Source organism: Rossellomorea sp. NS-SX7, from assembly GCF_052828565.1.
Genome location: NZ_CM128249.1, coordinates 3,375,971 through 3,389,814, shown reverse-complemented (window position 1 = coordinate 3,389,814; position 13,844 = coordinate 3,375,971). Strand labels below are relative to the sequence as shown.

The following is a 13,844-nucleotide window of genomic DNA, read 5'->3' as shown; positions in this document are numbered from 1 at the left end:
AGCTTATGTGAGACCCCGCAGGAGCGAAGTGACGAGGAGGCTCACGGGCTACCCGCGGAAAGCGAAGTCTTCCACGGAAATCAACAGCGGTATTCAAAAATGGATCTTAAATTATCATCAAAACACATCCCCATACCCACAAAAACTCAGACCTCCGATGGAGTAAAACGAAGAATGTCCTATGAGAAAATGATCACAGAAGGAATTTTCAAAGAATGAAACCTTTTAAGAAACGTATCGTAAATAATAGTAAAGGAGATGATGAAGATGGAGACCAACAAGATATTATCAGCGCTTTGCTATTTTAGTATATTTTTTGCAGGATTTATTTTTCCGATCATCGTATATTTTGTAACAGACAACCCGTATGTGAAGAAGGATGCCAAGGCGGCATTGATTTCTCACATCATACCAATAGTCGCAATCCCGTTTATTTTTGCAGGCATCTTTTTAGACATCGGCATCTTTGCAACGGGGTCAGGAATTCCGGTCTTTTTCTTCCTGATGATCGGTTTGTTCATATTGATTAATATCATCATCGTCATTTGGAATGTGTACAAAGGAATCAAAGTACTTCTGTAATAAATTCAATGATAAGGGGATGAAGAATGATGAATGAAGAACGCAAACGAATTCTCGATATGGTGGAAAAAGGGACGCTCACTGCTCAGGAAGCATTGACCCTCCTGGAAGCCCTCGACAAGAAGACCGAACCAACAAAGGAAAAAGAAAAGGATTTTCTCGATGAGTTCGTATCGATTTTTCAGGATGAGAAGAAGGGTGACACGAGCAACGGATATAAATCTGATAAAACAAAGGATAAGATCCTTGATTTCATGAACACCGCTTTTTCGAAAATAAAGAACTTCGACTTCGATTTCCAGTGGAATCAGTCGGTTGAAGTATCACACGTCTTCCAGCAGCCGAACACGGCATTCAAAAAGATGGACATCGATGTAGCGAATGGGAAAGTGGAGCTGATCCCATGGGACGGCGAAGAAGTCAGAGTGGAGTGTCAGGCAAAGGTATACCGTACCGAAGACCGTGAAGAAGCACGCAAGCAGTTCATGGAGAACACCTCCTTTGCGGTCGACGAAGATACGCTCTACTTCTCGACTCAGTTGAAATGGATGAAGGTGGATTCGAAGCTCTATATACCGAAGCATCAGTACGAAAAGGTATCGGTACGCTTGTTCAACGGCGGCTTGAAGGCCGACCATATCGAAGCTGATGATTTCCGTGCAAAATCGGCAAACGGAAAAATCCATATCGATCATCTGACAAGCAAAAAAGCAGAGGTTGAAACGTCAAACGGTGCCATCACAATTCTGAATGCAAAAGCCGAAAAAGTCGAAGCGGAATCCATCAATGGCAAAGTTCAGGTGGAAGGGGATATTCAGTACACGGATGCCCAGTCCCTGAACGGAAACATCGTCTGCGCCATAATGGGTGCTAAAGCCGACACGCTGCACGCAAAAACCGTGACAGGTAATGTCGACCTCTACGTACCGGGAACCATCAACATCGCAGGCGAAGCCAAGTCAAATCTCGGCGGATTCAAGGTGGAGCTGGAAGGAATCGACGTTGTAGAGGAAAAAAATGATGTCGTCCAAAAGCATATCCGTTTTAACCGCAAGACAGATGGGGAAGAAAAGCTTCATCTTTTTGCAGAAACAAAGACCGGATCTGTTCTTATTAAAAAGGCAGAGGACAGGAATGTGTCTAACGTGTAAAGAGATTAACTTCTTTATCGTTTAAGCTCGATGCAGAGGGGAATAAATGAAAAAAGAGATGTTGTCCTTTTGTGAAGATTTTTACCCTAGAGTGGATTGGAGCTGCAGGCACTTGACTCCTGAGGGAAAAGCGGAACAGGTGAGACCCCGCAGGCGAAGCCCAGGAGGCTCACCGGCCGCCCGCGGAAAGCAACGGTCTGCGTTTAGTGCGAGATCCACTTCCGCCCGAGCTCCATCTTTTTGCGGAAACAAACCATTCTTCCCTCATAAAAAAAGCCTTGGAGAAGAATGTTAAGAAGGACAACGCATAAGATGAGAAGGAAGTGTATTCGATGAGAAAACAATTAGTACGCTCAAGGTCCAATCGTAAATTTGCCGGTGTAATCGGCGGATTATCCCGATTTACAGGAATTGATGCGACCATGTTGCGAGTGATCTTCATTATTCTATTGATTCCTACGGGATTCTTTCCGCTGGTCGTCGTTTACGGTCTATTGGCCTTTGTGCTGCCGAATGAGGAGGAAGCCATCAGATAATGAGATGGATTGTTGGTATTTTGATCAACGCAGTGATATTTGTGGCATTGGCAGGATTTTTTGACGGGTTCAATGTATCAGGTTTCGGATCGGCGGTCATCGCAAGCTTTGTTTTGGCGATACTGAACGTATTGATCCGCCCGCTCCTGATCCTTTTGACCCTGCCCGTCACCATTTTGACCCTCGGATTGTTTCTGTTCGTCATCAATGCTGTAACCCTGCTGCTGACAGACGGAATCATGGGTGACGCCTTTGAATTATCCGGTTTCGGAATGGCATTTCTGGCATCGATCATCCTGTCACTTGCCAATCTGATCATTCAAAAAGCTGTGCTCGAACCTAGAAATGAGAAATGAACTCCAGTCGTTTAGGACTGGAGTTTTTTCTTTTACAGGGAAAAGAGGATTTTCTCCTTAGGGACTAGAAATAGTTGGAAAAAAAGGAGGAGTCATATATGAAAGTAACATCATCGAGTATCAGAGGTTTTAAGAACAATGAAGTTCCCTACCGATTATTAATCTCATCAGAGCACCCAAAGGGTCTCGCCATTTTCTTTCCTGGAATGGGTTACACCGTAATGGGGCCGCTCCTGCACTATCCGACGGGCATGCTTTTAAATGAAGGATGGGATGTACTCCACATTAATTACCAGTATGATTCGGATGAATACAAAAACCTGTCAGACGAGGAATTCGATGAAATGTTGTTGAGTGATTGTAAAAATGTGATCGATGCAGTTCTAGGGGAGAAATCATACGAATCGTTTATTCTTATCGCCAAATCAATCGGGACCATCCCGATGAGTAACGAACTGCAAAGAGAAACATTCAAGGAAGCGAAAGTCATCTGGCTGACCCCTTTATTAAAAGAAGATATCGTCTATAACTCTATGAAGGAGAGTCAGCATAAGGGAATCTGCTTCATCGGAGACCGAGATCATCACTACGTCGAAGAGAGATTTACTGGATTAAACTCAAACCATCATCTCCATCTTCACCTCATCCCTGGCGCCAACCACAGTTTGGAACAGGATTTTCAAGTGCTAAGATCAATGGACACCCACAAAGACATCATGGCAGCGATTGAAACGTTTATTAAAGAAACGTAGTCTCCAGTAGACTGTGTTTCTTTTATTTTGATCTATATTAAAAGCTGTTATCTAAAAGATAGTTGCTTTTCGTACACAGTCTAGTAGTCTGATCTCAGCTTGTAGATGTGCATTATTCATCGAAGATACCCAAGTTCCTGTATTTTCTTGTGAGTAAAGCAACAAAGTATTTGAATAGAACTCTTTTAAAAGCAACGATGTGAATCCTGCTCCAAATTAAAGCTCGTTCCAGTTGTTGATTGGAGTGGAAGACGTAGACTCCTGCGGGAAAAGCGAGACAGGTGAGACCCCGCAGGAGCGCAGCGACGAGGAGGCTCACCGGCCGCCCGCGGAAAGCGAAGTCTTGCACGGAAATCAACAGCGGTATAAATAGTGATCACTTAGGAAAAGGAAGCACATTTCACGCTCAACTGACGCGCTTGCGCTTTCGCTCATAATTGCTAAAATAGGAAAGAGTACAAAAAGATTCTAAGAACGAACGATTGAGATAGAGAATCGAAGGAGGAGCTTGCTTTGGCAAAGGTTCGATCGAAAGATATACTGGAAAAATTCAACTTGGAGCTTGTGGGCGGAGAAGAAGGATTACATAGACCGATCACAACAAGTGATATATCACGCCCGGGACTGGAGATGGCAGGCTATTTCAACTATTATCCTGCAGAAAGGGTTCAACTGTTGGGTAAGACGGAACTCTCATTTCTCGAACTGCTGGATGAAGCGGAGCGTAAAAGGAGAATGGAGGCGCTGTGCACCGATATCACACCGGGTATCATCATTTCCCGCGACCTGGAGATACCGGATGAACTAGTGGATGCAGCAAACCGTACTGCCGTTCCGGTCATGCGGTCCTCTATGAAAACAACGCGTCTTTCCTCGAGACTGACCAACTATCTGGAAAGTAAGCTTGCTCCCACCACAGCTGTACATGGTGTGCTAGTGGATATCTATGGAGTCGGGGTGCTCATCACAGGTAAGAGCGGAGTCGGTAAAAGTGAAACTGCACTGGAACTCGTGAAGCGCGGCCATCGTCTTGTGGCGGATGACTGTGTTGAAATCCGTCAGGAAGATACTGATACACTGGTCGGCACCTCACCCGAACTGATCGAGCATCTTCTTGAAATCCGCGGTGTCGGAATCATCAACGTGATGACCCTGTTCGGAGCCGGGGCTGTGCGTAACTACAAGCGCATCACTCTCTGCATCAATCTTGAAATTTGGGACAAAACAAAGCAATATGACCGACTCGGTCTAGAAGAAGAAAAAATGAGAATCATTGATTCCGATATTACGAAGATGACGATCCCTGTCCGCCCAGGACGAAACTTGGCGGTCATTATCGAAGTGGCAGCGATGAACTTCCGTCTGAAGAGAATGGGTGTCAACGCAGCTGAACAGTTTACGAACCGTCTCTCCGATGTCATTGAAGACGGCGTGAACGAAGATATCTAAACAGAACCCATCTTAATTCATTCAGGAGGAGCAAAACCATGAACCAATCGATCACACCCATCGATCCGATTGCATTTCAGCTTGGACCCTTGCAGGTACACTGGTACGGCGTCATCATCGGAGTTGGGATTGCACTTGGATTATATTTAGCGATATCTGAAAGCAAACGTCTGGGACTACACCCCGATACGTTTGTCGATTTACTAGTCTGGGCGATCCCGATCGCCATCCTCTCAGCCAGAGCCTATTATGTCATATTCGAATGGGATTACTATTCTCAGAATCCCGGCGATATCATTAAAGTCTGGAATGGCGGAATCGCGATTCATGGAGCTTTGATCGGATCCGTGATCACCGCCATTGTTTTTGCAAAAATAAAAGGTATTTCCTTTTGGAAGCTTGCTGATATTGCGGCCCCGAGCATCATCTTGGGCCAGGCGATCGGCCGCTGGGGGAACTTCATGAACCAGGAAGCCCACGGGGGAGAAGTGACACGTGCCTTCTTGGAGAATCTATATCTCCCGCCATTCATCATTGACCAGATGTATATAAATGGAGCTTATTATCATCCGACGTTCCTGTATGAATCGCTGTGGAACATTGCCGGTTTTGTTCTTCTGTTGGTTTTACGCAGAAAAGTGAACCTGCGCCGCGGTGAATTATTCCTGTCATATGTGATCTGGTACTCGATCGGCCGCTTCTTCGTAGAAGGAATGAGAACGGACAGCCTGATGCTGACGGAATATCTGCGAGTCGCACAAGTCATTTCACTTGTTCTGATCGTGGCGGCTGCTGCACTGATCATTTACCGTAGAAAATCAGGTATGGCCCGCCATGCCTACAATGATAAAAGCAATGAAGAAGTGAATATGTAAATAGAAGGGCCTTAAGGAAGTACTGCCGAAATCGGCTGGGCTCATGTTCTTCAGAAATTCCGGCATAAAATATGTAAAGAGACACATAGATAAGGGGAGAAGAGAGAATGTGGATGTCATCGATTAAAAATGGCGGTATGACAGGGCTAAAGACAACGTGGTCCCTGGGAAAAGTCATTTTCCCGATCACACTGATTGTATTTGTTTTGCAATACACGCCCGTCCTGCCTTGGGTGATGGAAAAAATATCGCCCTTCATGAAGCTGATCGGCCTATCAGGTGACGCTGCCATTCCCCTTGTCCTAGGCAACTTCTTGAACCTGTACGCAGGAATAGCGGGTATCCTGTCGCTGGACTTGACCGTCAAGGAAGTCTTCATCATTGCGGTCATGCTGTCTTTTTCCCATAATCTCTTGATTGAATCGACGGTTGCTGCCAAAGTGGGCGTAAAAATCTGGCTGATTGTCACGGTCCGGATCGGATTGGCCCTTATTTCTGCAGTCGTCATCAATCTCGTTTGGAGAGGCGGCTCGGAGATGGCTCAATACGGTATGATGCCTCCCCGGCAGGCAGAGCCTGAAGGGTGGGGAGAAATCCTGCTGCTCGGACTTGAAAAAGCGGGCTATGGCGTGCTTCAACTGGCGTTGATCGTCATCCCGCTCATGGTCATCATTCAGATCATGAAAGACCTGGGATGGATGGAGGTCTTTTCACGCTGGCTTGCACCCGCCACTCGGGCGCTCGGGATGAATGCCAACACGTCGACCACGATGGTGGCTGGACTCGTCATCGGCCTTGCTTATGGAGCAGGCGTCATGATCCAGGCGGTAAAAGAAGACGGGGTAAGCAAGAAGGACGTCACAATCGCCTTCATCTTCCTCGTCTCCTGTCACGCAGTGGTCGAGGACACGCTGATTTTCATCCCGCTTGGAATACCTGTCCTGCCGCTCTTGATTATCCGACTCGTCACGGCGATAGTCTTAACGATGATCGTAGCTTATTTTTGGAACCGCGCTGATGCAAAAAAAGAAAGGAAGAATCACTATGAGCAAAATTACAACAGTATTATTTGACCTGGACGGAACACTGATCAATACAAATGATCTGATTATCTCTTCCTTCCTTCACACCTTGAATCATTATTACCCGGATCAGTACACGGAAAAAGATGTGCTGCCATTCATGGGTCCTCCATTGGAGGAATCCTTCGGAGGATTGAACCCGGATAAAGTTGATGAAATGTGTGCACATTACCGTGCATTCAATCACGAACATCATGATGAGCTTGTAACCGAGTTTGAAGGCGTTTATGAAACGGTTGAAACTCTCTACAAACAAGGCTATAAACTCGCCATCGTCTCGACGAAGGTGCGCGATGTCGTCCTGAAAGGGCTTGATCTCATGAACCTTCGTCCATTTTTCGACGTGGTGATCACCCTGGATGAAGTGGAAAACGCGAAGCCTCATCCTGAACCAATCGAGAAAGCCCTGGTCGAATTGGGCGCTTCACCACAAGAAGCCATCATGGTCGGGGATAACCATCATGACATCCTTGCAGGTAAAAATGCAGGCGTCCTCTCCGCAGGTGTCGCTTGGAGTGCCAAGGGCCGCGAGCATCTCGCACATTACGAGCCTGACTTCATGCTCGAAACGATGCCTGACCTGCTGAAGGTGGTGGGAGTGCCGACAGCATGAGAAGAACGACACGCTACCCGGTGACAGGCGCCAATTCCCTGTGGCATGTCTATAAAACCGTGCCATTCTGGAAAGTCGTCAAGAACTTCATCGTCATCCAGGCGGCGCGCTACACCCCGTTTCTCGGCATGAAAAACTGGTTGTACAAAACATTCCTCCGAATGAACATCGGCGAACATACATCCTTCGCCCTCATGGTCATGCTCGACGTCATGTTCCCTGAAAAAATATCCGTCGGCAGGAATACCGTCATCGGCTACAACACGACGATCCTCGCACACGAGTATTTAATCAAAGAATACCGCCTCGGTGATGTGGAAATCGGTTCGGAAGTCATGATCGGTGCGAACACAACGATCTTGCCAGGGGTGAAGATCGGCGACGGGGCCATCGTATCAGCCGGCACCCTCGTCCATAAAGACGTACCGCCGGGCGCATTCGTCGGCGGAAACCCGATGCGTGTCATCTACACCAAAGAACAGCTCTCAGAACGTTGGCAGGATGATGAGATTTATGGATTTAAAACGGAAGAGTAAATATAAAAGGCAAAGGTGGATTCGAGGGAATCTGTCTTTGTCTTTTTGTTACTTATTAAACTGTCTTAAAGATTGTGGGCGAATATAGCTGGCTCCAGCGGTTGATTGTAGTGCAAGATGAAGACTCCTGCAGGAAAAGCGCGTTAGGTGAGACCCCGCAGGAGCTTTAGCGACGAGGAGGCTCACCAACCGCCCGCGGAAAGCGAAGTCTTGCACGGAAATCAAAAGCGTTGTTTAAAGCCATTCCAATTATTTAGCTATTCCCCCTCCACTCAATCTGTTATAAAGTAAGAACAGAGACAAACTGGGGGGCATGGGAATATGAATTGGAATGATTGCATCGAGAGAACGAATACTCACTCTGTCAAATGGTCGTTTCCTGAAGAAGATGTCATACCGATGTGTATTGCGGATATGGATTTCCAGGTAGCGCCGGCCATCGTTGAGGCACTCAATCAAAAAGCCAGCCATGGCATTTATGGATATACAACGTTCAGCGACCGGTATTTTGATTCGATCGTAACATGGTGGAAAAAACGGTTCGACATGGAGATAGACAAAGATTGGATTTGCTTCAGTCCGGGGATCATACCAGGGATAAACGTATTATTGTCAGTGCTGACGGAACCGGGTGACGGTGTCATCATCCAGGATCCCGTCTATTATCCTTTTTACAGTACGATTGAAAACCACGGCTGTTCAGTCATAAAGAATACATTGATGTACCAGGACGGTACCTATTTGATAGATTTTGACGATCTAGAAGAAAAGGCCAGTCAGCCTGAAACAAAACTACTCATTCTTTGCAGTCCTCATAATCCGGTCGGCAGAGTGTGGTCAGATGAAGAATTAAGGAGAATCGGCGAGATCGCCAAACGGAATGATCTATGGATCATCTCAGATGAAATGCATGGAGACCTTGTCTATCAAGGTCATGAGCATATGCCGCTTTTTAAAGCGGATGAGGACCTGAAAGAGAACAGCATCCTTTGTGCAGCACCGAGTAAGACCTTTAATATTGCAGGACTTCAAACGTCCATCCTCCTCATCCCCAACAAGGAACTCAGGGAAAAGTACAATGAAAAGCTGACAGGATACGGTCTGATGAGACCAAATGTGTTCGGAATCGAAGGAACCATTGCAGCATATGAAGAAGGCGAGCCTTGGTTGAATGAGCTGCTGATGGTACTCGAAGATAATAAGCAGTACGTCTTTAACTATCTCGACCAGCACATGCCCGAGTTGAAAGCGATTGTGCCGCAGGCAACCCATCTGATATGGATCGACTGCAGCCAACTGGGGATGTCAGGTGAAGAACTGTGCGCCTTCTTCCTGGAAAAAGCCCGGGTCAAATTCGACGAAGGCTTCAAGTTCGGGGAAAGCGGACAATCCTTCGTCCGGATGAATATCGCTTGTCCGAAAGAGCGGATTGACATGGCATTGAGAAGAATGAATCATGCCGTTTTGGAGCTCAGGAAGAACCGGCAATTAGTGAAATGATCTCGCTGGCAAAGTTTTACGTATAAGAATCGGATTGAAAATCGAATATTACGGGAAAAGGCAAAGATAGATTGAGAAAATCTGTTTTTGTCTTTTTTTGGTTGATGAGAATGGCGGAGATTTGACTTGAGATTTGGCTTCACCAGCCATTTTGATGAGGAAAATGCCGATAAAATGTTCTTATAAAAGACAAATATGGGTCTTTCCCCCTTCATGGAGGCTATTATTTATTAAGCTTTTCGGGGGAATTGCACGGGTTTGATGATATTTGCACCGGTCTGAACATAATTGCACCGGTTTCAACATTATTGTTCCTGTTTTTAAATAATTGTTCAGCTTTCTCAATTATTGTTCCCGTTGTCGAAATTTCTTGGGCTATATGTCACGGACGCATTCAATGACAGCTTCCCTACCCGCCTGCCGCACCTGGATCCTTTTAGAAACAAACCTGATCTAACTATTATCCCGCCAAAAAATCCCCCGCATAACGGTTGACGAATAACAGGAGACAAGCTACACTACTTATAACTTTATTTTATTAGCACATTAGCGAACTAAAGGATTTCAGAATAATCAACTATTAGTATTCCCTTTGTGATAGGGGAAAATAAATCAATATTCAATTTGCCGAAGGTGGTTCTTATGACGAAGCTATTCATGTTCGAGAAGCCGTTGGGAATGAGAGACACATTTCCCGATTTATATGAGATAAAAGATGGAACAAAAAAGAGAATGGAAGGTGCGATGAAGCGCTGGGGCTACAAATTCATCGAGACGCCTTCGCTTGAATACTACGAAACGGTGGGGGACGCGTCTGCCATCCTCGATCAGCAGCTTTTCAAACTGCTGGATCAGCAGGGGCACACCCTCGTACTCCGGCCGGATATGACCGCTCCCATCGCCCGCATTGCTGCATCCAAGCTCCTGAAGGACCGGACGCCGCTAAGGCTTGCCTACTCAAACAGCGTATTCCGCGCACAACAGCGGGAAGGAGGCCGGCCGGCAGAGTTCGAACAGGTCGGCATCGAATGCATAGGGGATGATTCCGTCAGTGCAGATGCTGAAGTGATTGCCCTCATGGTCTCCGTATTAAAGGAAGCGGGCCTAGACAATTTTAAGATATCAATCGGCCATATCGGTTTTGTTCAGGAACTATTCACCCAGATTGTCGGAACGAAAGAAAGAGCCAATACGTTAAGAAGATTTCTATACGAGAAAAATTATGTGGGATACCGTCAGCATGTGAATGAACTGACGCTTTCCTCCATCGATAAACAGCGGTTGTTCAGCTTTTTGAAACTGAGAGGGTCTGACAATGTATTCGGTGAAGCCCACTCGCTTTTAGAAGGTGAAAAAGGACTGCAGGCACTGGAAGAGTTGAAAGAACTATGGAGCATCTTAAAAGACTACGGGGTCGAACAGTACATCAAATTCGATCTCAGCCTCGTCAGTCATATGAGTTACTACTCCGGCATCCTGTTTGAAGTGTATGGTGAAAATGTTGGGTTTGCGATTGGGAATGGCGGCCGCTATGACAAGCTTCTCGAGAAGTTTGGAAAAACCTCAGGGGCGACCGGATTCGGGCTGCGCCTTGATTATGTCCTTGAAGCGATGAAGGTCGAATTAACCTCGTCAGACCAGGAGTGTGTGCTGTTCAGTGACGAACGCAGAAAAGAAGCGATCACGCTTGCATCAGAGCTTAGGAGCGAAGGGAAAGAAGTCGTCCTTCAGAACTGGAAGGGTGTCGGTGACGTGGATGAATTTACAAAAGGGTTCAGCAATGTTCACTTTGTCGTGGGACAGGACCGGAACGGAAATGGTGGTGAAAATCGATGAGCAGTTTGACGATTGCCATGCCAAAAGGCAGGATTTTTGAAGAAGCGGTTGAACTTTTAAGAAAAGCGGATTACGATCTCCCTCCGGAATTTGATGATTCAAGGAAACTGATCATCGAAGTGCCGCAGGAAGATCTGCGGTTTATTTTAGCCAAACCGATGGATGTCCCTACGTATGTCGAGCATGGCGTGGCAGACCTTGGGATCGCAGGGAAAGACGTGATGCTTGAAGAAGAGCGTGACGTATACGAACTGCTCGACCTCAAGATCAGCGGCTGCTACCTGGCTGTTGCGGGACTTCCCGATACAAAAATGAACGATGTCGCTCCGAAGATCGCGACCAAATATCCGAACGTGGCTTCCTCTTATTTCAGGGAGCAGGGGGAGCAGGTGGAGATCATCAAGCTTAACGGTTCCATCGAGCTTGCTCCGCTGATCGGCCTCGCCGACAGGATCGTCGACATTGTATCAACGGGGAGGACGCTGAAGGAAAATGGACTCGTGGAATACGAGACGATTGTGGATATCACATCCCGATTGATCGTGAACCCGGTCAGCTACCGGATGAAGGATGAAAAAATCGAGGACCTAGTGGCAAGGCTGACACGAATTATTGAAGGTTGAGGAACTTTTTTATATAAAGGGCTGGTGGAATGAATGAAGATTATCAGAGAGGTCGAAGGGGCGTCGATTAAGCGCTCAGTCGACAGCGGAACCGAAGAACAGCGAAAAGCCGTTCAGGAAATCATCGCATCTGTTCGGGAAAAAGGGAACTCCTCCCTGAACCGGTACACGGAAAAATTCGATGGTGTCGTCATGGATGAAATCAAAGTATCCGAAGATGAAATCGCTGATGCGTTTGCCGCGATGGATACTGAATTAATCAGTGTAATCCAGGAAGCGGCTGATAACATCAGGGCATTCCATGAAAAGCAAAAACAGTCCTCCTGGTTCACCACGCAGCCGGACGGGACGATGCTCGGACAGAAGCTGACACCTCTTGATTCGGTCGGAGTGTACGTACCGGGTGGAACTGCGGCGTATCCGTCGTCTGTATTGATGAACGTGATGCCTGCAAAGGTGGCCGGTGTCGAACGGATCACGATGGTCTCGCCGCCTGGAAAAGACGGTAAGCTGTCACCGGGCGTGCTCGTAGCCGCAAAGATCGCCGGTGTGGAGGAAATCTACAAGGTAGGCGGTGCACAGGCGGTTGCAGCATTGGCGTATGGAACCGAGACGATCGCTCCCGTTGATAAAATCACCGGACCAGGGAACATCTATGTGGCACTTGCCAAGCGTGAGGTGTTCGGGGACGTGGATATCGATATGATTGCCGGCCCAAGCGAAATCGTCGTGCTGGCGGACGGGGAACAGTATGCAGATGAAATAGCGGCAGACCTGCTATCGCAGGCGGAACACGATACATTGGCTTCCGCGGTTCTTGTGACCACGTGTGAAACCCTTGCCGAAAACGTTGCGCACGAGGTAGAAAGGCAGCTGTCCACCCTTCCGCGCGAGGACATCGCCCGGCAGTCCATCAGCGATTTCGGGGCAATCTATGTAGTGGACGGTTTGGATAAGGCTGTGGACCTTGTCAACAGGCTTGCACCGGAGCATCTGGAAATCCTGACGGCGGATCCATTCGAAACGATGGCGGGAATCCGCCATGCCGGAGCGATCTTCTTAGGACGCTACAGCTCAGAACCGGTCGGCGACTATTTTGCAGGGCCGAATCACGTGCTGCCGACAAACGGGACGGCACGATTCTCGAGTCCCTTGAACGTCGATGAATTCATGAAGAAATCAAGCATCATTTCCTACAGTGAAAAAGCACTGAAGGAAAATGGAGTTAAAATAGCGAAACTAGCGCGGCTCGAAGGCCTCGAAGCCCATGCGCGTGCAGTCGAAATACGATTCAAAAAGAGGGACTGATGCTTTAGCATGCTAAACGCCCGTCCCTCGGTACTTTAAAGGAGTGAAGCAGCTATGGAGAGAAGAGCGGAGATTGTGAGGAAGACGAACGAGACGGATATTCGTTTGAGTTTTGGAATCGACGGAGAAGGAAATTCGGAGATTGAGACGGGTGTTCCGTTCATGAGTCATATGCTGGACTTGTTCACGAAGCATGGACAGTTTGACTGCAAGATCGATGCGGATGGAGACACGGAGGTGGATGACCACCATACGACGGAGGATATCGGGATCTGCCTTGGACAGGCGCTCGTCAAAGCCCTAGGCGATAAAAAAGGCATCAAACGGTACGGGTCAGCGATGGTTCCGATGGACGAGGCGCTGGCAACGGTCGTCGTCGATCTCAGCAACCGTCCGCATCTTGAATTCAGGGCGGACCTTCCAAGCCAGAAAGTCGGGACGTTCGATACGGAAAATGTCCACGAGTTTCTTTGGAAGCTTGCACTTGAAGCGAGGATGAACCTTCATGTCATCGTCCACTACGGACACAACACGCATCACATCATCGAGGCAATCTTTAAGGCACTTGGACGTGCGCTCGATGAAGCGACGACAATCGACCCGCGGGTCAAAGGAATTCCTTCCACAAAGGGGATGTTGTAAATC

General features: G+C 47.4%; 15 protein-coding genes. All 15 read left to right on the top strand.

Going from position 1 to position 13,844, the window contains the following annotated elements; genetic code table 11:
• Nucleotides 1-267: 267 nt before the first annotated feature.
• The 15 genes from ACUXV2_RS16930 (at nt 268) to hisB (ending at nt 13,841) form a co-directional block, all read left to right on the top strand.
• Nucleotides 268-582, top strand: coding sequence for a DUF4870 domain-containing protein (locus ACUXV2_RS16930; protein WP_446244319.1), 315 nt, complete (start codon nt 268-270; stop codon nt 580-582).
• A gap of 26 nt (nt 583-608) precedes the next feature.
• Nucleotides 609-1,733 (top strand): DUF4097 family beta strand repeat-containing protein, encoded by a 1,125-nt coding sequence (locus ACUXV2_RS16925; RefSeq protein WP_446244318.1) that lies wholly within the window; start codon nt 609-611, stop codon nt 1,731-1,733.
• 332 nt (nt 1,734-2,065) lie between these two features.
• Nucleotides 2,066-2,269, top strand: a complete 204-nt coding sequence (locus ACUXV2_RS16920) for a PspC domain-containing protein (RefSeq protein ID WP_446244317.1) — start codon at nt 2,066-2,068, stop codon at nt 2,267-2,269.
• Nucleotides 2,269-2,625 (top strand): phage holin family protein, encoded by a 357-nt coding sequence (locus ACUXV2_RS16915; RefSeq protein WP_446244316.1) that lies wholly within the window; start codon nt 2,269-2,271, stop codon nt 2,623-2,625. The genes ACUXV2_RS16920 and ACUXV2_RS16915 overlap by 1 nt, the downstream gene beginning before the upstream one ends.
• Before the next feature lie 98 nt (nt 2,626-2,723).
• The gene (locus ACUXV2_RS16910; protein WP_446244315.1) at nt 2,724-3,377 is read left to right on the top strand and encodes an alpha/beta hydrolase; all 654 of its coding nucleotides are present in this window, start codon (nt 2,724-2,726) and stop codon (nt 3,375-3,377) included.
• Nucleotides 3,378-3,890: 513 nt separating this feature from the next.
• Complete coding sequence (gene hprK, locus ACUXV2_RS16905; RefSeq protein ID WP_446244314.1) at nt 3,891-4,826, top strand: HPr(Ser) kinase/phosphatase; 936 nt, start codon at nt 3,891-3,893, stop codon at nt 4,824-4,826.
• A gap of 38 nt (nt 4,827-4,864) precedes the next feature.
• Entirely contained in the window at nt 4,865-5,701 is an 837-nt protein-coding gene (gene lgt, locus ACUXV2_RS16900) for a prolipoprotein diacylglyceryl transferase (RefSeq protein WP_446244313.1), read from the top strand.
• A gap of 107 nt (nt 5,702-5,808) precedes the next feature.
• Entirely contained in the window at nt 5,809-6,774 is a 966-nt protein-coding gene (locus ACUXV2_RS16895; RefSeq protein WP_446244312.1) for a nucleoside recognition domain-containing protein, read from the top strand.
• Nucleotides 6,746-7,396 (top strand): pyrophosphatase PpaX, encoded by a 651-nt coding sequence (gene ppaX / locus ACUXV2_RS16890; RefSeq protein WP_446244311.1) that lies wholly within the window; start codon nt 6,746-6,748, stop codon nt 7,394-7,396. The genes ACUXV2_RS16895 and ppaX overlap by 29 nt, the downstream gene beginning before the upstream one ends.
• Nucleotides 7,393-7,932, top strand: a complete 540-nt coding sequence (locus ACUXV2_RS16885) for an acyltransferase (protein WP_446244310.1) — start codon at nt 7,393-7,395, stop codon at nt 7,930-7,932. Before ppaX ends, ACUXV2_RS16885 begins: the two co-directional genes overlap by 4 nt.
• Nucleotides 7,933-8,253: 321 nt before the next feature.
• The gene (locus ACUXV2_RS16880) at nt 8,254-9,432 is read left to right on the top strand and encodes a MalY/PatB family protein (protein WP_446244309.1); all 1,179 of its coding nucleotides are present in this window, start codon (nt 8,254-8,256) and stop codon (nt 9,430-9,432) included.
• 642 nt (nt 9,433-10,074) lie between these two features.
• A complete protein-coding gene (locus tag ACUXV2_RS16875; protein WP_446244308.1) occupies nt 10,075-11,268 on the top strand; it encodes an ATP phosphoribosyltransferase regulatory subunit in 1,194 nt (397 codons plus the stop codon).
• On the top strand, nt 11,265-11,891 hold the full coding sequence (gene hisG / locus ACUXV2_RS16870) for an ATP phosphoribosyltransferase (protein WP_224876170.1): 627 nt from the start codon (nt 11,265-11,267) through the stop codon (nt 11,889-11,891). Before ACUXV2_RS16875 ends, hisG begins: the two co-directional genes overlap by 4 nt.
• A 33-nt stretch (nt 11,892-11,924) precedes the next feature.
• Nucleotides 11,925-13,199, top strand: coding sequence for a histidinol dehydrogenase (gene hisD, locus ACUXV2_RS16865; RefSeq protein WP_446244307.1), 1,275 nt, complete (start codon nt 11,925-11,927; stop codon nt 13,197-13,199).
• Nucleotides 13,200-13,253: 54 nt separating this feature from the next.
• Nucleotides 13,254-13,841: an imidazoleglycerol-phosphate dehydratase HisB gene (gene hisB / locus ACUXV2_RS16860; RefSeq protein ID WP_446244306.1), complete on the top strand. Its 588-nt coding sequence runs from the start codon at nt 13,254-13,256 to the stop codon at nt 13,839-13,841.
• Nucleotides 13,842-13,844 lie beyond the last annotated feature (3 nt).

What these genes read in the sequence shown, in the direction of transcription:
- ACUXV2_RS16910 (WP_446244315.1), top strand. Translation starts at nt 2,724, where the DNA reads ATGAAAGTAACATCATCGAGTATCAGAGGTTTTAAGAACAATGAAGTT.
- ACUXV2_RS16880 (WP_446244309.1), top strand. Translation starts at nt 8,254, where the DNA reads ATGAATTGGAATGATTGCATCGAGAGAACGAATACTCACTCTGTCAAA.
- ACUXV2_RS16925 (WP_446244318.1), top strand. Translation starts at nt 609, where the DNA reads ATGATGAATGAAGAACGCAAACGAATTCTCGATATGGTGGAAAAAGGG.
- ACUXV2_RS16915 (WP_446244316.1), top strand. Translation starts at nt 2,269, where the DNA reads ATGAGATGGATTGTTGGTATTTTGATCAACGCAGTGATATTTGTGGCA.
- ppaX (WP_446244311.1), top strand. Translation starts at nt 6,746, where the DNA reads ATGAGCAAAATTACAACAGTATTATTTGACCTGGACGGAACACTGATC.
- ACUXV2_RS16895 (WP_446244312.1), top strand. Translation starts at nt 5,809, where the DNA reads ATGTGGATGTCATCGATTAAAAATGGCGGTATGACAGGGCTAAAGACA.
- ACUXV2_RS16930 (WP_446244319.1), top strand. Translation starts at nt 268, where the DNA reads ATGGAGACCAACAAGATATTATCAGCGCTTTGCTATTTTAGTATATTT.
- ACUXV2_RS16920 (WP_446244317.1), top strand. Translation starts at nt 2,066, where the DNA reads ATGAGAAAACAATTAGTACGCTCAAGGTCCAATCGTAAATTTGCCGGT.
- hisG (WP_224876170.1), top strand. Translation starts at nt 11,265, where the DNA reads ATGAGCAGTTTGACGATTGCCATGCCAAAAGGCAGGATTTTTGAAGAA.
- ACUXV2_RS16875 (WP_446244308.1), top strand. Translation starts at nt 10,075, where the DNA reads ATGACGAAGCTATTCATGTTCGAGAAGCCGTTGGGAATGAGAGACACA.
- lgt (WP_446244313.1), top strand. Translation starts at nt 4,865, where the DNA reads ATGAACCAATCGATCACACCCATCGATCCGATTGCATTTCAGCTTGGA.
- hisB (WP_446244306.1), top strand. Translation starts at nt 13,254, where the DNA reads ATGGAGAGAAGAGCGGAGATTGTGAGGAAGACGAACGAGACGGATATT.
- hisD (WP_446244307.1), top strand. Translation starts at nt 11,925, where the DNA reads ATGAAGATTATCAGAGAGGTCGAAGGGGCGTCGATTAAGCGCTCAGTC.
- ACUXV2_RS16885 (WP_446244310.1), top strand. Translation starts at nt 7,393, where the DNA reads ATGAGAAGAACGACACGCTACCCGGTGACAGGCGCCAATTCCCTGTGG.